The 22,428-nt window shown below is 72.5% G+C and carries 23 protein-coding genes; 14 read left to right on the forward strand and 9 right to left on the reverse strand.

Features of this window, described 5'->3' with window-relative positions; all coding sequences use genetic code 11:
* Window positions 1–2 precede the first annotated feature (2 nt).
* On the reverse strand, window positions 3–710 hold the full coding sequence (locus Ae505Ps2_RS16790) for an AraC family transcriptional regulator (protein ID WP_170917050.1): 708 nt from the start codon (window positions 708–710) through the stop codon (window positions 3–5).
* Window positions 711–784: 74 nt separating this feature from the next.
* Here Ae505Ps2_RS16790 and Ae505Ps2_RS16795 point away from each other — a divergent pair, with 74 nt between their 5' ends.
* On the forward strand, window positions 785–1,798 hold the full coding sequence (locus tag Ae505Ps2_RS16795; protein WP_075306974.1) for a pyridoxamine 5'-phosphate oxidase family protein: 1,014 nt from the start codon (window positions 785–787) through the stop codon (window positions 1,796–1,798).
* A 12-nt stretch (window positions 1,799–1,810) separates the two neighbouring features.
* Here the strand turns inward: Ae505Ps2_RS16795 and Ae505Ps2_RS16800 are convergent, their stop codons facing one another.
* Genes Ae505Ps2_RS16800 through Ae505Ps2_RS33500 form a run of 3 tightly spaced genes read right to left on the reverse strand, consistent with a single transcriptional unit; the run spans window position 1,811 to window position 4,223 of the window.
* Window positions 1,811–3,034 carry an alpha/beta hydrolase gene (locus Ae505Ps2_RS16800; RefSeq protein ID WP_075333553.1) on the reverse strand — a complete coding sequence of 408 codons (1,224 nt, stop codon included), beginning with the start codon at window positions 3,032–3,034 and terminating at the stop codon, window positions 1,811–1,813.
* Window positions 3,031–3,831 (reverse strand): MBL fold metallo-hydrolase, encoded by an 801-nt coding sequence (locus Ae505Ps2_RS16805; protein ID WP_249265288.1) that lies wholly within the window; start codon window positions 3,829–3,831, stop codon window positions 3,031–3,033. The genes Ae505Ps2_RS16800 and Ae505Ps2_RS16805 overlap by 4 nt, the downstream gene beginning before the upstream one ends.
* Window positions 3,828–4,223: a hypothetical protein gene (locus Ae505Ps2_RS33500; protein WP_075306970.1), complete on the reverse strand. Its 396-nt coding sequence runs from the start codon at window positions 4,221–4,223 to the stop codon at window positions 3,828–3,830. Before Ae505Ps2_RS33500 ends, Ae505Ps2_RS16805 begins: the two co-directional genes overlap by 4 nt.
* Before the next feature lie 64 nt (window positions 4,224–4,287).
* On the opposite strand from Ae505Ps2_RS33500, the gene Ae505Ps2_RS16815 reads away from it, so the two are divergent.
* Complete coding sequence (locus Ae505Ps2_RS16815) at window positions 4,288–4,902, forward strand: TetR/AcrR family transcriptional regulator (RefSeq protein ID WP_075306968.1); 615 nt, start codon at window positions 4,288–4,290, stop codon at window positions 4,900–4,902.
* Between the two features lie 7 nt (window positions 4,903–4,909).
* Here Ae505Ps2_RS16815 and Ae505Ps2_RS16820 read toward each other — a convergent pair whose 3' ends face one another.
* Both Ae505Ps2_RS16820 and Ae505Ps2_RS16825 read right to left on the reverse strand, forming a co-directional pair.
* The gene (locus Ae505Ps2_RS16820) at window positions 4,910–5,833 is read right to left on the reverse strand and encodes an alpha/beta fold hydrolase (protein ID WP_075553760.1); all 924 of its coding nucleotides are present in this window, start codon (window positions 5,831–5,833) and stop codon (window positions 4,910–4,912) included.
* 98 nt (window positions 5,834–5,931) lie between these two features.
* Entirely contained in the window at window positions 5,932–6,882 is a 951-nt protein-coding gene (locus tag Ae505Ps2_RS16825) for an SDR family oxidoreductase (RefSeq protein WP_075333552.1), read from the reverse strand.
* Window positions 6,883–6,990: 108 nt separating this feature from the next.
* On the opposite strand from Ae505Ps2_RS16825, the gene Ae505Ps2_RS16830 reads away from it, so the two are divergent.
* From Ae505Ps2_RS16830 to Ae505Ps2_RS16860, 8 genes are all read left to right on the forward strand, one after another.
* The gene (locus Ae505Ps2_RS16830) at window positions 6,991–7,842 is read left to right on the forward strand and encodes a helix-turn-helix transcriptional regulator (RefSeq protein ID WP_075306962.1); all 852 of its coding nucleotides are present in this window, start codon (window positions 6,991–6,993) and stop codon (window positions 7,840–7,842) included.
* Between the two features lie 189 nt (window positions 7,843–8,031).
* Window positions 8,032–9,342, forward strand: a complete 1,311-nt coding sequence (locus Ae505Ps2_RS16835; protein ID WP_233147578.1) for an acetylxylan esterase — start codon at window positions 8,032–8,034, stop codon at window positions 9,340–9,342.
* Window positions 9,343–10,139: 797 nt separating this feature from the next.
* A complete protein-coding gene (locus Ae505Ps2_RS30450) occupies window positions 10,140–11,243 on the forward strand; it encodes an ABC transporter substrate-binding protein (protein WP_084786308.1) in 1,104 nt (367 codons plus the stop codon).
* 45 nt (window positions 11,244–11,288) lie between these two features.
* Window positions 11,289–11,750, forward strand: a complete 462-nt coding sequence (locus Ae505Ps2_RS30455) for a hypothetical protein (RefSeq protein WP_084786310.1) — start codon at window positions 11,289–11,291, stop codon at window positions 11,748–11,750.
* A 75-nt stretch (window positions 11,751–11,825) separates the two neighbouring features.
* Window positions 11,826–12,752 (forward strand): ABC transporter permease, encoded by a 927-nt coding sequence (locus Ae505Ps2_RS16845; protein WP_075329777.1) that lies wholly within the window; start codon window positions 11,826–11,828, stop codon window positions 12,750–12,752.
* Window positions 12,745–13,683 carry an ABC transporter permease gene (locus tag Ae505Ps2_RS16850; RefSeq protein WP_084786312.1) on the forward strand — a complete coding sequence of 313 codons (939 nt, stop codon included), beginning with the start codon at window positions 12,745–12,747 and terminating at the stop codon, window positions 13,681–13,683. Before Ae505Ps2_RS16845 ends, Ae505Ps2_RS16850 begins: the two co-directional genes overlap by 8 nt.
* Entirely contained in the window at window positions 13,680–14,654 is a 975-nt protein-coding gene (locus tag Ae505Ps2_RS16855; RefSeq protein ID WP_075553761.1) for an ABC transporter ATP-binding protein, read from the forward strand. The genes Ae505Ps2_RS16850 and Ae505Ps2_RS16855 overlap by 4 nt, the downstream gene beginning before the upstream one ends.
* Complete coding sequence (locus Ae505Ps2_RS16860) at window positions 14,651–15,655, forward strand: dipeptide ABC transporter ATP-binding protein (RefSeq protein ID WP_020626320.1); 1,005 nt, start codon at window positions 14,651–14,653, stop codon at window positions 15,653–15,655. The genes Ae505Ps2_RS16855 and Ae505Ps2_RS16860 overlap by 4 nt, the downstream gene beginning before the upstream one ends.
* Window positions 15,656–15,682: 27 nt before the next feature.
* Here Ae505Ps2_RS16860 and Ae505Ps2_RS16865 read toward each other — a convergent pair whose 3' ends face one another.
* The 3 genes from Ae505Ps2_RS16865 to Ae505Ps2_RS16875 form a co-directional block, all read right to left on the reverse strand.
* Window positions 15,683–16,948, reverse strand: coding sequence for a DUF222 domain-containing protein (locus Ae505Ps2_RS16865; RefSeq protein WP_075306958.1), 1,266 nt, complete (start codon window positions 16,946–16,948; stop codon window positions 15,683–15,685).
* A gap of 167 nt (window positions 16,949–17,115) precedes the next feature.
* The gene (locus Ae505Ps2_RS16870; RefSeq protein ID WP_020626322.1) at window positions 17,116–17,352 is read right to left on the reverse strand and encodes a hypothetical protein; all 237 of its coding nucleotides are present in this window, start codon (window positions 17,350–17,352) and stop codon (window positions 17,116–17,118) included.
* A 9-nt stretch (window positions 17,353–17,361) separates the two neighbouring features.
* Window positions 17,362–18,306 carry an NAD(P)/FAD-dependent oxidoreductase gene (locus tag Ae505Ps2_RS16875; RefSeq protein WP_075553762.1) on the reverse strand — a complete coding sequence of 315 codons (945 nt, stop codon included), beginning with the start codon at window positions 18,304–18,306 and terminating at the stop codon, window positions 17,362–17,364.
* 73 nt (window positions 18,307–18,379) lie between these two features.
* On the opposite strand from Ae505Ps2_RS16875, the gene Ae505Ps2_RS16880 reads away from it, so the two are divergent.
* The 4 genes from Ae505Ps2_RS16880 to Ae505Ps2_RS16895 are packed head-to-tail and all read left to right on the forward strand — an operon-like array spanning window position 18,380 to window position 22,381.
* Complete coding sequence (locus Ae505Ps2_RS16880) at window positions 18,380–19,141, forward strand: alpha/beta fold hydrolase (RefSeq protein WP_075553763.1); 762 nt, start codon at window positions 18,380–18,382, stop codon at window positions 19,139–19,141.
* Between the two features lie 38 nt (window positions 19,142–19,179).
* The gene (locus Ae505Ps2_RS16885) at window positions 19,180–19,581 is read left to right on the forward strand and encodes a helix-turn-helix transcriptional regulator (protein ID WP_139319021.1); all 402 of its coding nucleotides are present in this window, start codon (window positions 19,180–19,182) and stop codon (window positions 19,579–19,581) included.
* A gap of 5 nt (window positions 19,582–19,586) precedes the next feature.
* The gene (locus Ae505Ps2_RS16890) at window positions 19,587–20,006 is read left to right on the forward strand and encodes a VOC family protein (RefSeq protein WP_043280718.1); all 420 of its coding nucleotides are present in this window, start codon (window positions 19,587–19,589) and stop codon (window positions 20,004–20,006) included.
* A gap of 23 nt (window positions 20,007–20,029) precedes the next feature.
* Entirely contained in the window at window positions 20,030–22,381 is a 2,352-nt protein-coding gene (locus Ae505Ps2_RS16895; RefSeq protein WP_075553764.1) for an excinuclease ABC subunit UvrA, read from the forward strand.
* The last annotated feature ends 47 nt before the right edge of the window (window positions 22,382–22,428 follow it).

Raw genomic sequence — 22,428 nt, forward strand, 5'->3', positions numbered from 1 at the left:
TGTCAACCGAGGTCGCTCGGGGCCCGGCCGGTCACTCGTCGGAACGCCTCGGCGAACGCACCGGGCTTGCGGTAGCCGACCGCCCGGGCCGTCGCCCCGACCGACGTGCCGCGTGCGAGCAGGACCAGCGCCGCACGGACGCGGGCGTGGGTGCGCCACTGGGCGAAGGTCATGCCCGTCTCGGCTCGGAACAGCCGGGTCGGCGTGCGGACGCCGGCGGCGACGTGGTCGGCCCAGGCAGCTAGATCACGGTCGTCCGCGGGGTCGGCGACCAGGGCGTCGGTGATGGTCCGCAGCCGTGGGTCGTCGGGGACCGGCAGGGTGAAGGTGGTGCTCGGGACGGGTTCGAGCAACGTGACGAGCAGCTGCTCGGCCCGGTCCCGCGCGGCGGTGCCGGGGGTGCCCAGGTGCACGATGAGCTCCCGGATCAAGGGGGTGACCAGCACTCCGGTCGGTTCGGTCCACGGTGTGGTCCCGGTGAGGATCACGCCGTAGCCGAGTCCGCCGCTGACCACCTCGATCGCGTGCGGCACCCCGGCGGGCATCCACAACGCATGCGTGGGGGGCACGAGCCAGTCGCGTTCGGACGTGTGGTGGGTGACCGTCGCGGACGCCGACCAGCTGAGCAGATGGAAGTCGTGCGTGTGCAGGTCGAAGGAGAACCCGTCGTCGAACCGAGTCCGCGCGGTCGCGAGCACGGTCCCGGACACGCGCACCTCCGGTTGGCCGTCTCACGGCCATGATCGGCCACCTACCGCACGAGCGCCATCCTAGCGTCGACGACATGCAGACGCTCAGGACGACCGACGAGGTCGACGCCCTCATCGGCACCCCGCCGAGACCGGTGGTGCTCAAGTCGACAGCGGTGCTCGACGACGGCTGCCGCGAGATCTTCGCCGCCGCCCCGGTCGTCGCCGTCGGCACCCGGGCCGGCACCGTGCTCGCCGGCGGGTGGCCCGGTGTCGTCCGCGCCGAGTCCGCCACGCTGCTGTCGGTGCCGCTGGACGACGTGCCCGCGCCCGGGACGGGGGTGTCGATGCTGTTCCTGATCCCCGGCCTCGGCGAGACCTTCCGGTGCAACGGCGTCGCGGAGGGGACCCGCGACGGCCGGGTCGAGGTCCGGCTGGAGGAGGGCTACGTGCACTGCGCGCGCTGCGTGCTGCGGTCCGAGCTGTGGACGGCGGTGCCGGACCCGGTTCGCGTGACCCCGCCCGCGAGCGGCCCGCTCGCCGAGCCGGGGGTCGCGGAGTTCCTCGCGATGACCCCGTTCCTGGTCATCACCTCACACGACAGCGACGGCCGTCACGACACCAGCCCGCGGGGGGACCGGCCGACCCTGCTGCGGCTGCTCGACGGGCACACGGTCGCGTTCCCCGAGCGCCGCGGCAACCGGCGGGCCGACACCCTGCACAACCTCATGAGCTGCCCCGAGGTCTCGCTGCTCGCCGTCGTACCCGGTCGCGGCGACGTCGTCCGGCTCACCGGTACGGCGCGGGTGAGCGTGGAGCCGGCGCTGCTCGCGACGATGGCGCTGCGGGACAGGGCGCCCGACGCCGCCGTCGTGGTGGAGGTCGCGACCGCCGATCTCGTGCGCAGTCCTGCCGTCGACGCCCTCTGGGCCGGGCCGGCGGTGAACGGCCCGGACCTCACCGCGATCGGCGCCGCGCACCTGGCCGCCCGGGGTGGACGCGCCGCACGAGTGGTCGCCCGCGGGCTGGCCACCGCCACGAGCGGGCTCACCCGACGCGCGCTGGATGCGAGCTACCGCTCCGCACTGCGCGACGAGGGCTACGAGTAGGGACCCCCGTTCTCACCCGGCGAGGGTGACCTCCCCCGAGGGCAGGACGAGCAGGTTCTCCGTCGTCGGGGTACGGCCGCGGAGGCGGTCGTGCAGCCATTCGACCTGCAGGGTCCGCCAGCCGGGCCCGAACGCGACCGACGAGGCCTCGGTCATCGAGTGCCGGGCGCCCGCGTAGAGGGTGACCGAGGTCGGGGAGGTGCAGCGTCGCGTCATCTCGTGGACCCACGAGGAGGGGGACAGGTCGTCCGCCGCGCCGCCGACGATCTGCCACGGCACCGGCATCGTCTCGGCGTGGGGTCGCAGGTCGTACCGGGCGGCCATCGCGTCGAAGGCGTCCTCGTCGTCGTAGAGCCCGGCCATCCACATGTGGCGCGCCTTGAACGTCGGCGGGGCCTCCTCGAAGATCGTGTGGGCGCCCGGTTCGAAGCAGGGCAGCGCCACCGAGCAGCCGAGCAGATCGGGTTGCCCGGACGCGAGCTGGGACATCCAGAACGACCCGAAGCTGGTGCCCGACGCCACGACGCGGGTGGCGTCGAGGTCGTGACGGCCGCGGATCCAGCCCATCACGGCGTCGCCGGCCTCGGCCCAGGCGGTGGGGGTGACGTGGACACCACGGATCGCCGCCTCGCCCTGGCCGGGGCCGTCCAGAGCGAGCACGGCGACGCCGCGGGCGAGCCACGGGCTGCCGGTGCGGGCGACCAGCATCTCGCGGGGTGCGTCCATGCCCCCGATGGCCAGCACCGTGGGCAGCGGACCCTCGGCGCCGCGGGGGAGATGGAGCCATCCGGGCAGTGCGGCGTCACCGAACGGGACGTCGACCCGTTCGACACGGTGTGCGGCGCGGCGGGCCCACGCCAGGTAGGCGGCGTTCTTGCGCTCATCGAGCTCACGGGCCAGCCCGTCGTCCTCCCAGACCGGCCAGCAGGCGAGCGACCACATCTGGGCCGCGGCGAAGTGGTGCACCGCGGCGCTGTCCGGGTGGCCGCGCCGCTCGGCGTCCTCGGCCCGGCGCGCGCGTCGCTCGGCGAACGACCGCACCACCGGGACGAAGTCCGCGAGCTTGTTGATCCCCGCCCGGAGCGCGGCCGTCTCGGCCGGCGCGAGCTCGTCGCCGACGGCACCCAGGTGGTAGCCCAGCCGGGGCTGGTCGAACTCGACGTCGCGGACCCGCAGGGCCTCGTCGACCAGCCACCGCTGTTCCCGGAACCGCCGTGGTCCCCGTCCTCGGGTCATCGTCGTCCTCTCGTCGTGCGCGGGCCGCCACCCGGCGGGGCACCGGCCGCCCGGTCCACGGCGGCGCGCAGCGGTCCGCGGTGTGCCGGGCCGTGCCCGGGCAGCAGCAGGTCGGCGTCCACGCCGGCCAGAGCGCTCAGCGCCGCCCGCATCTCCTCGTCGGTCCCGTGGTTGAACCACGCCGGGAGCAGCTGTGGCCCGGTCGCCGGGGAGAGTGCGTGCCCGGTGACGAGGCTGTCGCCGGTGATCACGGCACCCGAGGCCGGGAGGTGGAAGGCGGTGTGGCCGGACGTGTGACCTCCGGTCGGCACCGGTACGGGAGACCCGGGGAGGTCGAGGGCGCCGCTGGTCGGGAACGGCTGCGCATGAGCGGCGGCGACGTCCCGGCCCGCCCCGGCCCGGGCGACGCGCACCGCCCACGGCAGGACGGCCGGCCGCCAGAGCCCGGCGACCACCCGCGCGGGAGTCAGCTGTTCCCGGCGCTCGCGACGGGCGTGCGCCACCTCGACCGGGTGCAGGAGGACCGGGGTGCCGTACCGGGCGTGGAAGGGGTTGACCGCGCCGAGGTGGTCGACGTGGGCGTGGGTCACCAGGATGGCGACCACGTCCTGCGGACGGAGGCCGAGGGTCGCGATGGAGAACTCGACGGCCGCCACGTCCCCGGGGTAGCCGCCGTCGACCAGGGTGAGGGCGTCGCCCTCGCGGAGCAGGACCCAGTTGACGTCGGTCCCCGTCACGAGGACGGTGCCCCGGTCCACCTGCTCCACCAGCGGCGGCCCGGCCGGTCGCGGTCTCACCGCTCGTCGGGGCCGCGAGGGGCGGGCCGCGGTGCGGCCAGGGCCGCGACGCCGGCGGTGATCCCGACCGCGTTCAGCCCCGCCCCGAACCAGTTGCTCCCACTGCGCGGTGACCGCAGGGCGGCGGCGAGGTGGTTGAGCCCGAACAGGGTCGACAGCACCGCGAAGCCGCGGACCTGCGCGCGGTCGGCCTCGGGTCCCAGCCCGGCCAGCCCGGCCGCGGTCACGAGGGTCCCGACGTTCCAGACGGCGATCTCGCGCTGCCATCCGGCGTTGCGGCCCCACGCGGCGCCCCGGGCGAACCGGCGGCCGAAGACCCCCTGCAGGACCGCGGCGAGTGAGAAGCCCGCGATCCACACGTTCCGCGCGGTGCGGACCGACGGCCTGCGCATCGTCGTACCCCCGCTTGTTGAACCCACGTACAACAAGGGCCGACGCTAGTAAGCTGCCACTCCCATGTCAAACAGCCCGTCCGGGCCGGCGTTCCGGCGGCTGGACACCGAGACCCGTCGCCGGCAGCTGCTCGCGGCCGGGGCGTCGCTGTTCGCGACGCAGCCCTACGACGAGGTCTGGGTCGACGACGTCGCCCGGGCGGCGGGGATCAGCCGCGGGCTGCTCTACCACTACTTCGGGAGCAAGCGCGGTTTCCTGTCCGCCGTCGTCGAGCAGGAGGCCGCGACGCTCCTCGCCGTCACCGAACCCGACGACCGCCTGCCACCGGCGGAGCGGCTGCGGGCCGTGCTCGACGCCTACCTGGACTACGTCGAGGCCCACCCGCACGGCTACCGCGCCCTGTTCCGGGGCGCGCTCGGAGCCGACACGGCCATCCGGTCCATCGTGGACGGGAACCTGGCCCGCCAGCAGGAGCGGGTGCTGCGGGCCGTGGTCGGCTCCGGCCCCACGCCGGAACCGGTGCGGCTGGCCGTGCGCGGCTGGCTGTCGTTCCTCGTCGCCGTCTGTCTCGACTGGCTGGAGAACCCGGTCCTCGACCGGGCCGCGGTGCGTGAGCTCTGCGCGGACACGCTGACCGGGGCGCTCCGCGCGAGCGGCCACGGGACGCCGACCGGCTGACGACGGGTCAGCCGACCCGGGGGAGTCCCAGGATCCGGCGGCGCAGTGCGTCCCGGTCGCCCTCGGCCGGTGCCGTCCCGTCGACGAAGTCCTGCAGCAGCGCCACGAACCGGGCCGGCTGTTCGGCGTGCGGGAAGTGCCCCGCGCCGTCGAACACCTCCAGGCGGCTGTCGGGCAGCCGGTCGTGCGCGGCGAGGGTGTGGGCCGGCGGGATGACCCGGTCGCGGTTCCCGCCGACGAGCAGCACGGGCACCTCCTCGAGCAGGTGCAGGCGCTGCGCCCCGTCGAGCCGCTGGCCGGACGGCTCCAGCGCGCCCCGCGCGGTCTGGACGAACGCGCCGCGGGTGCCGCGGTCGGCGAAGGTCTCCAGCGCGGTGTGCACACCGTCGATGTCCGAGCGCGGCACCCGGCCGCCGCGGTGGGCGAGCCGGTGGGCGGCGCGACGCATCCACGGCGCGGTCAGCGACGCCGCCGACCGCAGCACCAGCTCGGTGCCCGGCAGGCTCGCCGCCCGCAGCGCGAGGGTCAGGTCGTGGCCGAGACCACCGGAGGACACGAGCACGACCCGCTCGGTGAACTCGGGGAACTGGTGCGCGAACTGCATCGCGACGCCGCCGCCGAACGAGTGCCCGACGATCGTCGCCCGCTCGACGTCGAGTGCGGCCAGCAGGTCCCGCAGCCCGGTCGCGTAGCCGCCGAGGGAGTAGTCACCGCTGCGCGGTGCCTCGCTGGCGCCGTGCCCGAGCAGATCCGGCGCGATCACGTGCAGGCCGCCGCCCAGGGCGTCGAACACCGGGGCCCAGGTCCGCGAGCTGGCGGCGAGACCGTGCACGAGCAGGACCGTCGGGCCCTCTCCGCGACCGGTCTCGCGGTAGCTCACGCGCTGTCCGTGCAGCAGGATCTCGCGCTCCTGAGGGGACTGGTCGTCCACTGGGCACCTCCGTACGTCGACGACTCCATGATCCTCTCCGGGCGGGTCCGCGGCGGTGGGGCCCGCCGGTGTTCCGGAGGCGTCGGCGAGGGGGGCTGTCAGGGGGTGGCGGCGCCGTCGAGGGTGACACCGGCCCGTTCCTGCGACAGGTCCCACATCCGGCGGGCGGCGTCGGCGTCGCGCAGCGGCCGGTACAGCTCCTGCTCGGCGGGCGGCCCACCCACCCGCCCCGGCCCCTTCGGCCCGTACAGCACGGCGTGCCCGGCGTCCGGTGCGGTCGCGGCGAGCAGCGCGGGCAGCCCGGCCGAGTCGGCGGTCCCGATCAGCAGGCCGGCCCGGGACATCGCGCCGAGCACCCGTCGTCCGAAGGTCTGTCGCTCCCGGCCCAGGTCGGGGCGGGCGGCCAGCAGGTTGGTCGGCGCGACGCCCGGGTGGGACAGGTTCGCGGTGATGCCCCAGCCCGCCGCGCGGCTGCGCCGGTCCAGCTCCAGGCCGAACAATCCGAACGCGATCTTCGAGTGCCGGTAGGCGGCCATGCCGTCGTAGGAGCGCTCGGAGTCCGGGTCGTCCCACAGGACCGGGCCGCGGGCCGCAGCGACGCTGATCTGGCAGACCACCCGGGCCCGGCCCTCGCGCAGCAGCGGCAGCAGGTGCGCGACGAGCGCGACGTGGCCCAGATGGTTGGTGCCGAACTGCAGCTCGAACCCGTCGGCGGTGGTGCGGCGCTCCGGCGGGGTCATGACGCCGGCGTTGTTGATCAGCAGATGGACGGGCCGTCCCTCCGCCCGCAGGGTCTCCCCGAGCGCGGCGACCGATGCCAGCGAGGACAGGTCGAGCTCGCGGAGCGAGACGGTCGCGCCGGGGTGCCGGTCCCGGATGCGGTCGGCGGCGGCGGCGCCCTTGGCCGCGTTGCGGACGGGGAGCACGACCTCGGCACCGGCGGCGGCGAGCCGGTCGGCGATGCCGATGCCGACACCGTCGCTGCCGCCGGTGACGACGGCGCGGCGCCCGGTCAGGTCGGGAAGGGTCAGGTCTGGGGTGCGTGTCATGGGATCAGCCTGTCCGGGGCGCGGCCCGGTAGCCACTGATCGTCGATCCGTGGCTGCGGTGGCGGCCCGCGCGGTAGGAATGGCTGCAGGACACGAGGAGGGGTGTGCATGGTCGACCGGGCCGGACTGGCGGAGTTCCTGCGGCACCGCCGCTCCGCGCTGCAGCCGGAGGACGTCGGGCTGCCGCGCGGGCGCCGTCGTCGGACCGGAGGGCTGCGCCGGGAGGAGGTCGCGGCGCTGTGCCACATGTCGGCCGACTACGTCGCCCGTCTGGAGCAGGAACGCGGGCCGCACCCGTCGGAGCAGATGCTGGTGGCGATCGCGCAGGGCCTGCACCTGTCCCTCGACGAGCGCGACCACCTCTTCCGGCTCGCCGGGCGGCGCCCGCCCGCACGGGGCGCCGACAGCGCACACGTCGCCCCGGGTCTGCTGCGGATCCTCGACCGGCTCGCCGACACCCCCGCCGAGATCGTCACCGAGCTGGGCGAGACCCTGCGGCAGACGCCGACGGGCGTCGCGTTGACCGGCGACTCGACCGTCCACACCGGAGCGGCCCGCAGCCTCGGCTACCGATGGTTCACCGACCCCGCCGCCCGGGGGCTGTACGTCGCCGAGGACCACGGGCTCCTGTCGCGCCTGTACGCGTCGGGGCTGCGCGGGCTCGTCGGGCTGCGCGGGCCGGGGTCGCGGGCCGCCGCGCTGGCCGAGGACCTGCTGGGGCGCAGCGCCGAGTTCCGCGCGCTGTGGGACCGCCACGAGGTGGGTCTGCGACCGCCGGACCCGAAACGGCTCGTCCATCCCGAGCTCGGGGTGCTGGAGCTGAACTGCCAGACCCTGGTCGACCCCGACCAGGCGCACCTGCTGTTCGTCTACACCGCCGTCCCCGGCAGCGAGAGCTACGAGAAGCTGCGGCTGCTGTCGGTCGTCGGCGATCCCCAGGACGCCGCGCCGCGGCCCTGACGGTTCGCACCCGCGAACGCCGGCGGGCTTCCTCCGGGTGCCCGGGCGGTTCCGCCGTACCCGTTCGTCACCTGCGGCGACACCCGTGGCGACAGGAGTCACACGGTAGGGGTGTGATCACATCCCCCGAACGACGTGATACCGGCAACGGCGGTTGCAGAGGGTTCCCATCTCGGTAGCGTGCGGTCCGTGTCCACTCCGATCAGTCCGCGCAGCCGTCGTCGCGTCCTGCACACCGTCGCGAGGACGGCGACGTCGCTGTTCGTCGTCGGTGCGGTCGCCGCGGCCGGGTGCGTGGGCGTGGCGGGCGGCACGTCCGCGGCGGTCACCCCCGCCGCCTACGCCTCGATCCCCACGGCGGGTCTGTCCGTCGCGGCGACGGTGACGATCGACGGCACGCCGTATCCGAACCCGCTGCGCATGGTCGACGGGACCGGCGTCACCGACGTCGCCCAGTGGGAGGGCACCCGCCGCGCGGAGCTGCTGGCGGCGTTCCGCGAGAACGTCTACGGCCAGCCGCTGCCCAAGCCGACCAAGCAGACCTTCGACGTCCGGACCAGCGACGACGGCGACGTCGTCCTCAAGAAGGTCACGATCGGCATCACCGGCCCGGAGGGCACCGGGTCCTTCACGCTGCGGCTGTTCGTGCCGAAGGGGCAGACCCCGCGCGGCACCTTCCTGATGATCGACCACCGGGGCTCGGTCTCCGACGACCCGGGTCAGTCCTCGGACTACGCACCGGTCTCGACGATCACGAAGGCGGGGTACGCCTTCGCCCAGATCGACGCCGACCAGATCGCGCCGGACGACAGCGGCAGCTACCGCAGCAAGATGATCAACCTGTTCTACCCGTCCGGGAGCGACCTGCCCGACGACGCCGGGCGGGCCATCGCCGCCTGGGCCTGGGGTGCGAGCCGGGCGATGGACTACCTGCAGACCGACAAGGACATCGATCCGTCGAAGATCGCGGTCATCGGGCACTCCCGCTCCGGCAAGGCCGCGCTCTGGGCCGGTGCCCAGGACCCGCGCTTCGCCGCGGTCATCTCCAACAACTCCGGCTCGACGGGTGCGAAGCTCGCCCGGCGCGGCGACGGGGGAGTGGGCGCCGAGACGGTGTCACGGGTCAACAGCTCCTTCCCGCACTGGTTCCCGCAGACCTACAAGAACTACGGCGACAAGGTCGACGAGCTGCCCGTCGACCAGCACGAGCTGATGGGGCTGGTCGCACCGCGCAAGCTGGTGATCGCCAGCGCCAGCGACGACTCCAACGCCGACCCGGAGGGCGAGTTCCTCGCCTACAAGGCGGCGACCGAGATCTACGCCCTGTACGGCCTCGGCGACAACGGCCTGGGCACGACGGGCTGGGAGCCCGCCACCGACAAGGCCTTCTCCGGCCCGGCGATGAGCTACCACCTGCGCTCCGGCGGGCACGGGCTCAAGGCGGCCGATTGGAACATCTACCTGAAGGGCGATCTGTTCACGCAGGCGTCGCCGCGCTGACCGCGCACGATTGGTACGACCGTACTCGAATGACCGTTTCGGGTGATCTTTCCTGAAACGTATACGTCGAGCGTTTGACGTCCAGCGGAAGGGCGTCGTCGTCCGCGGAGCCGGGGTCGGGCCGGCTCCGATCCCGCGGTCCTGCAGGTGGAGCACGCGCCGGCGATGTCCGCGGTCGGTTCCGTGAGTGATCGCGTGGGTGATTCCGTGGGTGGTTCCGGCAATTCCCGTCGGCCGTCGTACACGCGCCGCCGCGGTGTCGGCGGGAAGCGGTGCAGGCATCGGAGAATCGCCGCCACGGCAATGTCGATAATCGTTCGACGGTCACCGGAGAACGTTTCGGTGAATGCGCTGGGAAGGCGAGATGGGGCAGTGCGGCTGGTCCCGCGTCGCGACGGGTGGATTCCATGTGATGGGACAGCGGTCGCCCTCGGGCTGTCGGTCTTACCTGCCCTCGCTGCTCACAGGCTCGAGCTCTGTCGATATCTGTGGCACTGGTCACATGAAGCGCAGAGACATTGCGATGCGCAATGCAATGTTGCGCGACGGAAGAATGTAGGGAATGCGTCCGACCTGCGCCGATGCCTTTTCGAGACTGACCGCTCCGGGCGTGCTGTCGCGATCCGGTCACCGACCGTCGTGCGCAATTCCGTGTTGCTCGGTGCAATGACGGCGGACGCAATAGATTCGTAACCAGAGAACCGGGATGCTGTGGTTACCGTGCGACCCACCACCGAACCGCACCGGCCGCCTGCGCACCACGCAGGGCGCGGCCGTCCCGGACAGACAGGACTCTGATGCGATCACCTCGAGTCGCGGCGCTGCTCGCGCTCTCCCTGACCTCCGCGCTGGTGCTCAGCGCCTGTGGCGGCGGGGGAGGCGGCACCACGGGCGACGCCCAGGGCGCCCCCACGATCTCGGTCTTCGGCACCGAGCCGGAGAACGCGCTGCTGCCGGGCAACACCCGCGAGACCGGCGGTAGCAAGATCCTGGACGCCCTGTGGTCCGGGCTGGTCGACTACAACCAGCAGGGCGAGCCGGAGAACAAGGTCGCCGAGTCGATCGAGTCGACCGACTCGCGGAACTGGACCATCCGGATCAAGGACGGTTGGACCTTCCACGACGGCACGCCCGTCACCGCGAAGAGCTTCGTCGACGCGTGGAACTACGTGGCGCTGAAGACCAACGCCCAGTCCAGCGCGGAGTTCTTCTCCAACATCGCCGGGTTCGACCAGGTCAACCCGGACGAGGGCGAACCCACCGCACAGACGATGTCGGGGCTGCGCGTCGTCGACGAGCGAACCTTCACCGTGGCGCTGTCCGCGCCGTCGCCGATCTTCGTCAACACCCTCGGCGACGTGGCGTTCTACCCGATGCCGGAGTCCTTCTTCGCCGACCCGGCCGCGTTCGAGGCCAACCCGGTCGGCAACGGCCCGTTCCGCTTCGAGTCCCGGGTGCCGGACCAGAACGTGACCGTGACCCGCTACGACGAGTGGGGCGGCGAGCAGCCGGTCGCCGTCGGTGGCGTCGAGTTCCGCTTCTACGCCGACAGCGAGGCCGCCTACCAGGACGTCGTCAGCGGGAACCTGGACTTCCTCGAGACCATCCCCGGCTCGTTCCTGATCGACAACCTGTACCAGCAGGATCTGGCCGACCGGAACGGCAACCAGCCCTACGCCGGCATCAACACGATGACCTTCCCGATCTACGACCAGCGCTACGCGAACCCGCAGCTGCGGCAGGCGATCTCGATGGCAGTCGACCGCGAGGCGATCATCGCCAACGTCTACAACGGACTCGTGAAGCCGGCCACCGGTTTCATCCCCGAGGGTGTGCCCGGCAAGGTCGACGACCAGTGCGGCGAGCTGTGCACCTTCTCCCCGCAGCGGGCCAAGCAGTAGTTCGACGCGTCCGGCTTCACCGGCCCGATCGAGCTGATCTCCAACGTGGACTCCGCGATCAACCGCGAGTGGATGCAGGCCGCCTGCGTCAGCATCAGCAACACCCTGGGCGTGCCCTGCAACTTCGTCCCGGTCCCGACCTTCTCGGAGTTCCTGGAGCAGCGCCGGGCGGAGAACCTGACCGGCATCTTCCGCTCCGGCTGGGTCGCCTCGACCCCGACCATGGAGTACGTGCTGCGGCCGCAGTACACGACGGGTGCGGCGAACAACAACAGCGGCTACACCAACCCGCGCTTCGACGCGCTGGTCCAGCAGGGCTCGACCGCGGCCACCGCCGAGGAGGCCTACGCGCTGTGGGCCGAGGCCGAGCGGATCCTGATCCAGGACATGCCGGCCGTCGCGATCAACGACCAGTCCGCGCAGTTCGGCTGGTCCCCACGGCTGCAGAACGTCGAGATGACCTACGGCCGTGAGCTCGACCTGGAGACCGTGACCGTCCAGGGCTGATCCCGCCCCACCCCACCACACGCACCGGCGGCCGGGCGATCCCCGGCCGCCGGCGCACGTACCCGGAGGTGACCCGTGGGGCGCTATGTCCTGCGACGACTCCTGCAACTGGTGCCGGTGTTCCTCGGCACCACGTTCCTCATCTACTTCATGGTCTGGGCGCTGCCCGGCGACCCGCTCGCCGGCAAGTGCGGCGACCAGGCCTGCCCGCCCGCGTTCATCGAGCGCATGCGGGAGGAGTACGGGCTCGACCGCTCGATCGTCGTCCAGTACTTCACCTATCTCGGCAACCTGCTGCGGGGCGACTTCGGCGAGAACTTCCGTGGCCAGGAGGTCGCGACGCTGATCGCGAACGCCTACCCGGTCACGATCAAGCTCGCGATCGTCGCGCTGGTCATCCAGGCGGTCATCGGCCTGACCGCGGGCGTGCTCACCGGGCTGCGGCCCGGCGGTTTCCTCGACAACGTCGTGCTCACCGCGACGCTGTTCCTGGTCGCGGTGTCGGTGTTCGTGACCGGCTACGTGCTGCAGTCCGTCCTCGGGCTGCGGCTGGGCCTGGTCCCGCCGACCGTCCCGGCCGACCCGGGGTTCCTGGACCTGGTCGTGCCCGGCTACGTGCTCGGCAGCCTGTCGCTGGCCTACGTCGCGCGGCTGACCCGGACGTCGATCGCGGAGAACCTGCGCGCCGACTATGTCCGCACCGCGACCGCGAAGGGCCTGACCCGGCGCCGTGTCGTCGGCGTCCACCTGACCCGCAACTCGGCGATCCCGGTGATCACCTTCCTCGGCGCCGACTTCGGCACGCTCATGGGCGGGGCGATCGTCACCGAGGGCATCTTCAACATCCGCGGCATCGGTGGGCTGATCTTCGGCTCCATCCAGCGGCTCGACGGGGTGGTCGTGACCGGCGTCGTCGTCCTGCTGGTGATCGTCTACCTGCTCGCGAACCTCGTCGTGGACGTCACCTACGCGCTGCTCGACCCGAGGATCCGCCTTGACTGACCCCACCACCGCCACCGCCGACAAGCCCGTCGCCACCGACGGCCGCGCCGAGGTGTCGGCCCGCACCCGCAGCCTCAGCGGCGACGCCTGGCACGACCTGCGCCGACGGCCGCTGTTCCTCGTCGCGGCGGGCCTCATCGCGTTCCTGCTGGTCATGGCCGCGTTCCCGCAGCTGTTCACCTCGGTCGACCCGACCGCGGGCGACCTGTCCCGGGCCCGGCAGGACCCGTCGGCCCAGGCCTGGTTCGGCTACGACCACCTCGGCCGCGACGTCTACGCACGCACCGTCCACGGCACCCGCGTCTCGATCGTCGTCGGGGTGCTGGCGACGACGGCGGTCGTGCTGGTCGGCTCCGTCATGGGCCTGATCGCCGGGTTCGCCGGCGGCTGGGTCGACTCGCTGCTCGCCCGCGTCGCCGACGTCTTCTTCGGGGTGCCGTTCGTCCTCGGCGCGATCGTCGTGCTCTCCACCTTCCGCGCGTCGGTCGGACAGAGCGTGATCGGCATCAGCGGCCTGGTGATCGGCACGATCGGGCTGCTGTCCTGGCCGATCGTCATGCGGATCATGCGGTCCGCCGCGATCGCCGCCCGGAGCCAGGACTACGTCAAGGCCGCCCGCGCGCTCGGCGCGAGCCCGTGGCGGATCATCTGGCGGCACATGCTGCCCAACACCATCGCCCCGGTGATGGTGTACGCGACGATCGCGCTCGGCGCGTTCATCGGGGCGGAGGCCCCGCTGTCGTTCCTCGGTGTCGGTCTGCGCGACCCCGTCGTCTCCTGGGGCGTGATGATCAGCGAGGCGCAGAGCTACCTGCGGACCTCGCCGCACCTGCTCCTGTTCCCCGGCGCGTTCCTCGTCGTCACCGTGCTGGCCTTCGTGCTGCTCGGCGACGCCGTGCGCGACGCGTTCGACCCGAAGGGCCGGTCATGACCCCGCTGCTCGAGGTGGAGGGCCTGCACGTCGAGTTCAGTACCCGCGACGGCGTCGCCCGGGTGCTGAACGGCGTCGGCTACCAGGTGCGGGCGGGGGAGACCCTCGCCGTCCTGGGGGAGTCCGGCTCCGGCAAGTCGGTCACCGCGAACACGGTGATGGGGATCCTGCCGACCCCGCCCGCGACCGTCACCGCGGGCTCGGTGCGCTACCGCGGCGAGGAGCTGCTCACCGCAACCGAGGAGCGGCGCCGGGAGCTGCGTGGCGAGAACATCGCGATGATCTTCCAGGACGCGCTGTCCGCGCTGAACCCGGTGTTCACCGTCGGGTTCCAGATCGGCGAGCAGCTGCGGACGCGGCGCGGGATGAGCAGGCGCGACGCCCGCACCCGCGCCGTCGAGCTGCTCGACCTGGTCGGCATCCCGGGGGCCAAGCAGCGGGTCACGAACTTCCCGCACGAGTTCTCCGGGGGGATGCGCCAGCGCGTCATGATCGCCATGTCGCTGGCGCTCGACCCCGACGTGCTCATCGCCGACGAGCCGCCGACCGCGCTCGACGTCACCGTGCAGGCCCAGATCATGGACCTGCTCGCCGAGATCCAGCGCGAACGGGAGATGGCGCTGGTCCTCATCACCCACGACCTGGGTGTCGTCGCGGAGGTCGCCGACCGGATCGCGGTGATGTACGCGGGCCGGATCGTCGAACAGGGCGACGTGCACCAGCTCTTCGCGAACCCGGCCCACCCGTACACCGAGGCGCTGCTCGCGTCGATCCCGCGGCTGGACAGCAAGGGCACCGAGCTGCGGGCGATCACCGGGCTCCCGCCGACGCTCACCGCCATCCCCGACGGCTGCCCGTTCCACCCGCGCTGCCCGCGTGCGGTGGAGAGCTGCCTCGGTACCGATCCGCCGCTGATCCCCCTGCCCGGAGCGCGGGCGTCGGCGTGCCTGTTCGCGGAGGACCTCGTATGAGCGAGCCCGTTCTGGAGGTCACCGACCTCGTCAAGCACTTCCCGGTGAAGGTCGGTGCGGTCGTCAAACGCACCGTCGGCCACGTGCGTGCCGTCGACGGCGTCTCGTTCTCGCTGAACAAGGGCGAGACGCTGGGCATCGTCGGCGAGTCCGGCTGCGGGAAGTCGACCCTGGCCCAGGTGCTGATGCGGCTGGAGCCGCCGACGTCGGGCTCGGTGCGCTTCCACGGCGAGGACATCTTCGCCCGCCGCGGGGCGGAGCTGCGCGCGCTGCGCCGGCAGATGCAGATCGTGCTGCAGGACCCGTACACGTCGCTGAACCCGAGGATGACGGTCGCCGACATCGTCGGGGAGCCGTTCGAGATCCACCCGGAGGTCGCGCCGAAGGGGGAGCGACGGGCGAAGGTGCAGGAGCTGCTCGACGTCGTCGGGCTCAACCCGGACTTCGTCAACCGCTACCCGCACCAGTTCTCCGGCGGGCAGCGTCAGCGCATCGGGATCGCCCGTGCGCTCGCGCTGCGCCCGGAGATCATCGTGTGCGACGAGCCGGTCTCCGCGCTCGACGTGTCCATCCAGGCGCAGGTGATGAACCTGCTCGGGAGCCTGCAGCGCGAGTTCGGGCTGTCCTACATCTTCATCGCCCACGACCTGTCCGTCGTGCGGCACCTGTCCGACCGGGTCGGCGTGATGTACCTGGGCAAGATGGTGGAGCTCGGGACCGAGGACGAGATCTACACCCGGGCGTCGCACCCGTACACCCAGGCGCTGCTCTCGGCGGTGCCGGTGCCGGACCCGTCGGTGCGCGCGGGGCGGACGCGGATCCGGTTGACCGGTGACGTCCCGAGCCCGGTGGACCCGCCGAGCGGCTGCCGGTTCCGGACGCGCTGCTGGAAGGCCACCGACATCTGCGCCACCGAGGAGCCGCCGCTGGTGACGCGGCCAGGTGGACACCACCCGAGCGCCTGCCACCACGCCAGTGAGGAGTACCTGCTGCCGACCTGAGGGTGCCCGTGCCCGGGCCCACCGCGGTCAGTCCGGTCCGCGGTAGGTGTGTCCGGTGGGTGTGGTCGTGAGGACGGTCCCGTCGGGTGTTCGGGCGGTGTGCCATCCGGGTTGTTCGCGGATGTGGTTGTGGAACTCGCACAGTCCGCGTCCGTTGTCGAGTTCGGTGTGTCCGCCGTCGGTGGCGCGGTGGATGTGGTCGATGTGGCGGAGGGGTGCGTCGCAGTAGGGCTCGGTGCACCGGTTCCCCGCGCGGGCCTTGACGAGGGTGGAGAGGAGTCCGGTGAAGGTGCGTTGGCGTGAGTCGCCGCCGATGACCAGGCCCTGGTCGGTGAGCAGCCGCCGCAGTGACGCGGTGCCGTCGCTGGTCGCGAGCAGCTCGACCGGGACGGGTCCGAGTCCGGGGATCTCCGCGGGGAGCGGGGAGGTGGGGTCGAGCAGGGCCTGGACGGGGACGGTGACCTGGACCTCCAGGTTGACCGCGGTCGCGGTGGCTTGTCCGGTGAGGCGTTCGACCAATGTGTCGGCCAGTACCTGTCCGCGGCTGCGGGTCAACGGTGCCGGGTCGACCTGGGCCTGCACGAAGGCCTTCTGCAGTGCGGCGAGGCAGGCGGCGCCCTGTGCGACCGGGACGTAGGCGGTGAGGTAGCTCATCGCGTCCGGTGCCGGGCGCAGGGTGACTCGGCGTTCGGCTGTGGCGGTGTGGACGCGGGCTCGGAAGCGTTCGGGCGCGATTTCGGCGACGAGTCGGCGGGTGAGGGCGCGGAGGCGGCCGATGCCGTAGCGGGTGAGGTCGTGTGCGGCGAGGCGGGTGTCGACCTGCCTGCGCTGGCGTGGGTCGAGGTCGCGGCACTCGACGGCGATCGCGGTGACTTTGGCGGCGCTGAGTTGTCCGTCGTTGTGCAGGCCGCGGACGTGGTCGAGTCCGGTGTGCAGGTCGCGGGCGTTGGCCACGCGGGTGCGGGCCTCGGCGGTGGAGACCCGGCAGGCGAGCTGGACCTGAGCTACGACACTGCGGTGGAGCCGCTCGGGGTCGGTCCGATCGTCGGTGAGGCGGTTCTCGACGTGTGTCTGAGCGAACGCCCGGATGCGGGTGGACTGGAGCGCGGCGAGGGAGGCCTGGACGGACTCGATCTGCTGGATCTGGTCGATCAGGTCGGCCTCGGCGAGCAGTGTGGTGTCGTCGCCGATCGTCTGGTCGATCAGGAGCTGGATCAGGGCGAGGTCGCCGGAGCGGAACCTGCCGGAGCCCACGCCGGTGGCGTGGGCGGGTGGCTCCTGGGGCGCGGTCACACCGCCGATGCTAGTCGAACATGTGTTCGATCGCTAGTTTCCGTTCGCGATCGCGAACTCCCTACCTGCGGGAGTGGTACCGCAGCGAGCTGTAGCCTCGGTGGCGCCCGGCCGATCCGTCAGGTGGCAGGAGCTGGGGAGCCCCCCGTGCTGGACGAGCGCGTTGCTCAGACCCGTGCGCCGTACCGGCGGGCATCGTCGCGGGAGAGCGTCCGCCCCGCCCCGCACACGGGGCAGCGCATCTCGTAGCGGCTGCGCAGCGGCAGGACCGGGACGAAGAACAGCGTGAACCGGGTCCGCCGGTGCACCGCGGGCTGCGGCCCCGGGTGACCGCAGGTGCCGCAGCCCAGCGCGACCAGGCCCAGTGGGCGCTCCTTGCCCGACAGCCCGAAGATGACCAGCACGTCCCCAGGCTAGGGGCGTGCGAGCTCCCGCAGTGCGGCGAGCGCCCCGGCCTCGACGAGGTCGGCGTTGATCGCGGCGCCCGCGAACGCTCCCGCGGCCCCCGCGGCCCCCACTTGCGCGCTCAGATCGGTGACGTTGCCCGCGAGCCACACGCCCTCGACCGTGCTGCGGCCCGTCGGGTCGGCGACGAGGTGCTGCCCCGCCCCGCTCGGGTGCTCGACCGGGACCAGGCCCAGCTCGGCGAGGAATCCGGCGCGGGCCTCCATCCGGGTCGCCACGGCGACGACCTCGCGCGCCAGCACGCCGGACGGCGTGACCAGCCCGGTGATCGCGCCGTCCTCTCGCACCACCTCGCTCACCGGCCCGTCGACGACGACGATGCCGAGCGCGGCGAAGCGTTCCGACTGTTCCGCGGTCGGCTCCACCGTGTGCGACACGTAGACCACGTCCGCGCTGAGCTGTCGGAACAGCAGTGCGTGGTGTGCGGAGCCGGGGGCGGTCCCGAGGACGGCGATCGGGCGGTCGCGCACCTCGTAGCCGTGGCAGTACGGGCAGTGGACGACATCGGCGCCCCACCCCTGCGCGAGTCCCGGAATCTCCGGCAGCACGTCGACCAGTCCGGTGGTGACGAGCAGTCGCCGGGCGTCGAGGGTGGTGTCGTCGGCGAGGGTCACCGTGAAACCGTCGTCGGTGCGCCGGGCGCCGACGACCTCGCCGTCGACGACCGTCCCGCCGTAGCGGCGGACCTCCTCCCGGCCGGTCGCGAGCAGCTCGGCCGGGGCGACGCCGTCGCGGGCGAACAGGCCGTGCGCGGCGGTGGCCGGTGCGTTGCGGGGCAGGCCGGAGTCGACGACGACCACCGACCGCAGGGAGCGGGCGAGCATCATGGCCCCGTTGAGTCCGGCCGGGCCGCCGCCGATCACGACGACGTCGTGGCGCTGTGCTGTGTCCATGTGCCCAGCCTGACGAAGGGCCGGACAGGACGGCAAACATCGTTGCCGAAATAGCAAAGTGCAGAATGGATGCATGCCCCTGCACGTCCACCACGCCGGTGACCCGGCAGGCAAGCCGGTGCTCGCGGTGCACGGTGTCACCGGCCACGGCCTGCGTTTCGCGCCGCTGTTCGCCGCGCTGCCCACCCTGCGCTGGATCTCCGTCGACCTGCGCGGGCACGGTCGTTCGCCGTGGGTCCCGCCGTGGAACCTCGAGCAGCACGTCGAGGACGTCCTCGAGGTCCTCGACGCCGAGCACGTCGAGCGGGTCGCCGTGGTCGGGCACTCCTTCGGCGGAGCGGTCGCGGCCCGGCTGGCGCGGACCGCACCCGAGCGCGTCACCCGCCTCGCGCTGCTCGACCCGGCGCACGGGCTGGACCCGCAGGACATGCTGGCCTCCGCCGAGGCCGGCCGTGCCGACGAGGGGTTCGCGACCCGTGACGACGCCCGCGCCGCCAAGGCCGCGTCCTGGACCGGTGTGCCCGCACCGCTGGTCGACGCCGAGGTCGCCGAGCACCTGGAACAGCGCGACGGCGCCTGGCGCTGGCGCTACAGCCGGGCGGCCGTCGTCGCCGCCTGGTCGGAGATGGCCCGCCCCGCCGCCGTCCCACGGGCCGGCCTCCCGACACTGGTCGTGCCCGCCCTGCGGGCCGACTTCGTCACCGACGACTGGCTGGCCGCCTGCCGCAGCGCGCTCGGCGACGACCTCACCGTCGCCCCCGTCGACACCGGACACATGGTCTACCTCGAACGCCCCGACGAGGTCGCGGCGCTGCTGGCGGAGCACCTGCGGTGAGCGACCGCGAGGACGGGCGCCTGCGCGAGCTCGTCCGGATGCGCCGGGTGCGCGACCGCATCGACCGGGAGTACGCCCGCCCGCTGGACGTCACCGAGCTCGCCCGCGCCGAGCACGTCTCGGCGGGGCACCTGTCGCGGGCGTTCCGGGCGGCCTACGGCGAGTCGCCCTACAGCTACCTGATGACCCGGCGCATCGAGCGCGCCATGGCCCTGCTGCGCCGCGGCGACCTCACCGTCACCGAGGTGTGCTTCGCGGTCGGCGGCTCCTCCCTCGGCACGTTCAGCACCCGGTTCACCGAGCTCGTCGGAATGCCGCCGAGCGCGTACCGCGACGCCGTGCGCGACGGGACCGCGGGGCTCCCGGCCTGCGTGGCGAAGCAGGTCACCCGACCGGTCAGGAATCGAGAAGCCACGGTGGCGCCGACCTCCCTAGCGTGAACGCCATGACCGCACCCGCCATCACGATCCACGCCGGCTTCCTCCCGCACACCGACCCGGAGGCGTCGCTGGCCTTCTACCGCGACGCGCTCGGCTTCGAGGTCCGCCTCGACGTCGGCCAGGGCACGATGCGCTGGCTCACCGTCGGCCCGCCCGGGCAGCCCGACGTCTCGCTCGTCCTCGCCCCGCCCGCCGCCGACCCCGGCATCACCGACGAGGAACGCCGCACCGTCACCGAGATGATGGCCAAGGGCACCTACACCGCCGTGCTGCTCGCCAGTAACGACCTGGACGCGGCGTTCGACAGGCTCCAGGCGAGCGGGGCCGAGGTCGTCCAGGAGCCGGTCGACCAGCCGTACGGGGTGCGCGACTGTGCCTTCCGCGACCCCGCGGGCACGATGGTCCGCATCCAGCAGCGGCCCTGAACGGGCCGGACGGGGGATCCACCATGCACGCAGCCGACAGTCACGACCTCATCCGCGTGCACGGTGCGCGCGAGAACAACCTCCGCGACATCTCCGTCGAGCTGCCCAAGCGCCGGCTCACGGTGTTCACCGGGGTGTCCGGCTCGGGCAAGAGCTCCCTGGTGTTCTCGACCATCGCCGCCGAGTCGCAGCGGATGATCAACGAGACCTACAGCGCGTTCGTCCAGGGCTTCATGCCGAACCTGGGCCGCCCCGACGTCGACGTCCTCGACGGCCTCACCACAGCGATCATCGTCGACCAGGAGCGGATGGGCGGCGACGTGCGCTCCACCGTCGGCACTGCCACCGACGTCGGGGCGCTGCTGCGGATCCTGTTCAGCCGCCTCGGCAAGCCCTACGCCGGCCCGGCCAAGGCGTTCTCCTTCAACGTCGCGACGATCAGCGGCTCGGGTGCGGTGACCGTCCGGAAGAACGGCCAGCAGGTCAAACAGCGCCGCGAGTTCGAGATCGTCGGCGGCGCCTGCCCGCGCTGCGAGGGCCGCGGCTCGGTGTCCGACTTCGACCTCACCGCCCTGTTCGACGAGTCGAAGTCGATCGTCGAGGGCGCCCTGACGATCCCGAACTACTCCGTCGACGGCTGGTACGGCCGGATCTTCGCCAACTCCGGCTTCTTCCCCGGCGACAAGCCGATCAGCAGCTTCACCAAGCCCCAGCGCGACGCCCTGCTCTACAAGGAGGCCACCCGGATCAAGGTCGACGGCGTCAACGTCACCTTCGAGGGCCTGATCCCGCGGATCCAGAAGTCGTTCCTGGCCAAGGAACGCGAGGCGATGCAGCCGCACATCAGGGCGTTCGTCGACCGGGCCATCGTGTTCCGCACCTGCCCGGACTGCGACGGCACCCGGCTCTCCGAGCTCGCCCGGTCGTCGAAGATCCGGGGGATCTCCACCGCGGATGCCTGCGCCATGCAGATCTCCGACCTCGCCGACTGGGTCGGCGGCCTCGACGAGCCCCCCCTGGCCCCGCTGCTGTCCTCGCTGCGCGCGACCCTGGACTCGTTCGTCGAGATCGGGCTCGGCTACCTGTCGCTGGACCGGCCGTCCGGGTCGCTGTCCGGCGGCGAGGCCCAGCGCACCAAGATGATCAAGCATCTCGGGTCGTCGCTGACCGACGTCACCTACGTCTTCGACGAGCCCACCATCGGGCTGCACCCGCACGACATCGCCCGGATGAACGACCTGCTGCTGCGGCTGCGCGACAAGGGCAACACCGTGCTCGTCGTCGAGCACAAGCCAGAGACGATCGCGATCGCCGACCACGTCGTCGATCTCGGGCCGCGGGCCGGCTCCGACGGCGGCCACGTCGTCTACACCGGCGACCTCGACGGGCTCCGCCGCTCCAGCACGCTCACCGGGCGACACCTGGAGTACCGGGCGACGCTCAAGCCGACCGTCCGGACCCCGTCGGGGTATCTGGAGATCCGCCGGGCGAACCGGCACAACCTGCGGGACGTCGACGTCGACGTGCCGCTGGGCGTGCTCACCGTCGTCACCGGGGTGGCCGGGTCGGGCAAGAGCTCGCTGATCCACGGGTCGGTCGCCGGGCGCGACGGGGTGGTCGTCGTCGACCAGGGCGCGATCAAGGGGTCGCGGCGCAGCAACCCGGCCACCTACACCGGGCTGCTGGAGCCGATCCGCAAGGCGTTCGCGAAGGCCAACGGCGTCAAGCCCGCGCTGTTCAGCGCCAACTCCGAGGGCGCCTGCCCGAACTGCAACGGCGCCGGCGTCGTCTACACCGACCTCGCGATGATGGCCGGGGTCGCCACCACCTGCGACGTCTGCGACGGCCGCCGCTTCGACGCCTCGGTGCTCGGCTACACCTTCGGTGGGCGCGACATCAGCGAGGTCCTCGCCATGCCGGTCGCCGAGGCGGAGAAGTTCTTCGGGGCCGGCGAGGCCCGCACGCCGGCCGCGCACAGGATCCTGGAGCGCCTCGCCGACGTCGGGCTCGGCTACCTCACCCTGGGCCAGCCGCTGACGACGCTGTCCGGCGGGGAGCGCCAGCGACTCAAGCTGGCGGTGCACCTGGGGGAGTCCGGGGGGACCTTCGTGCTCGACGAGCCGACGACCGGGCTGCACCTGGCCGACGTCGAGCAGCTGCTCGCGCTGCTCGACCGGATCGTCGACGGCGGCCGCTCGGTGATCGTCATCGAGCACCACCAGGCCGTGATGGCACACGCCGACCGGATCATCGACCTGGGCCCCGGCGCCGGGCACGACGGCGGCACCGTGGTGTTCGAGGGGAGCCCGGCCGAGCTGGTCGCGGACCGGTCCACGTTGACCGGGGAGCACCTGGCGGCCTACGTCGGCGCCTGAGGACGGCCCCCGGCACGAGGTCCGCGGCGCCCGGCCGGACCGGATCG

Origin of the sequence: Pseudonocardia sp. Ae505_Ps2, assembly GCF_001932425.1 — a bacterium.
GTDB lineage: Bacteria > Actinomycetota > Actinomycetes > Mycobacteriales > Pseudonocardiaceae > Pseudonocardia.

What these genes read in the sequence shown, in the direction of transcription:
- Ae505Ps2_RS16795 (WP_075306974.1), top strand. Translation starts at nt 785, where the DNA reads ATGCAGACGCTCAGGACGACCGACGAGGTCGACGCCCTCATCGGCACC.
- Ae505Ps2_RS16800 (WP_075333553.1), bottom strand. Translation starts at nt 3,034, where the DNA reads ATGACCCGAGGACGGGGACCACGGCGGTTCCGGGAACAGCGGTGGCTG.
- Ae505Ps2_RS33500 (WP_075306970.1), bottom strand. Translation starts at nt 4,223, where the DNA reads ATGCGCAGGCCGTCGGTCCGCACCGCGCGGAACGTGTGGATCGCGGGC.
- Ae505Ps2_RS16815 (WP_075306968.1), top strand. Translation starts at nt 4,288, where the DNA reads ATGTCAAACAGCCCGTCCGGGCCGGCGTTCCGGCGGCTGGACACCGAG.
- Ae505Ps2_RS16825 (WP_075333552.1), bottom strand. Translation starts at nt 6,882, where the DNA reads ATGACACGCACCCCAGACCTGACCCTTCCCGACCTGACCGGGCGCCGC.
- Ae505Ps2_RS16830 (WP_075306962.1), top strand. Translation starts at nt 6,991, where the DNA reads ATGGTCGACCGGGCCGGACTGGCGGAGTTCCTGCGGCACCGCCGCTCC.
- Ae505Ps2_RS30450 (WP_084786308.1), top strand. Translation starts at nt 10,140, where the DNA reads ATGCGATCACCTCGAGTCGCGGCGCTGCTCGCGCTCTCCCTGACCTCC.
- Ae505Ps2_RS16855 (WP_075553761.1), top strand. Translation starts at nt 13,680, where the DNA reads ATGACCCCGCTGCTCGAGGTGGAGGGCCTGCACGTCGAGTTCAGTACC.
- Ae505Ps2_RS16860 (WP_020626320.1), top strand. Translation starts at nt 14,651, where the DNA reads ATGAGCGAGCCCGTTCTGGAGGTCACCGACCTCGTCAAGCACTTCCCG.
- Ae505Ps2_RS16875 (WP_075553762.1), bottom strand. Translation starts at nt 18,306, where the DNA reads ATGGACACAGCACAGCGCCACGACGTCGTCGTGATCGGCGGCGGCCCG.
- Ae505Ps2_RS16880 (WP_075553763.1), top strand. Translation starts at nt 18,380, where the DNA reads ATGCCCCTGCACGTCCACCACGCCGGTGACCCGGCAGGCAAGCCGGTG.
- Ae505Ps2_RS16885 (WP_139319021.1), top strand. Translation starts at nt 19,180, where the DNA reads ATGCGCCGGGTGCGCGACCGCATCGACCGGGAGTACGCCCGCCCGCTG.
- Ae505Ps2_RS16890 (WP_043280718.1), top strand. Translation starts at nt 19,587, where the DNA reads ATGACCGCACCCGCCATCACGATCCACGCCGGCTTCCTCCCGCACACC.
- Ae505Ps2_RS16895 (WP_075553764.1), top strand. Translation starts at nt 20,030, where the DNA reads ATGCACGCAGCCGACAGTCACGACCTCATCCGCGTGCACGGTGCGCGC.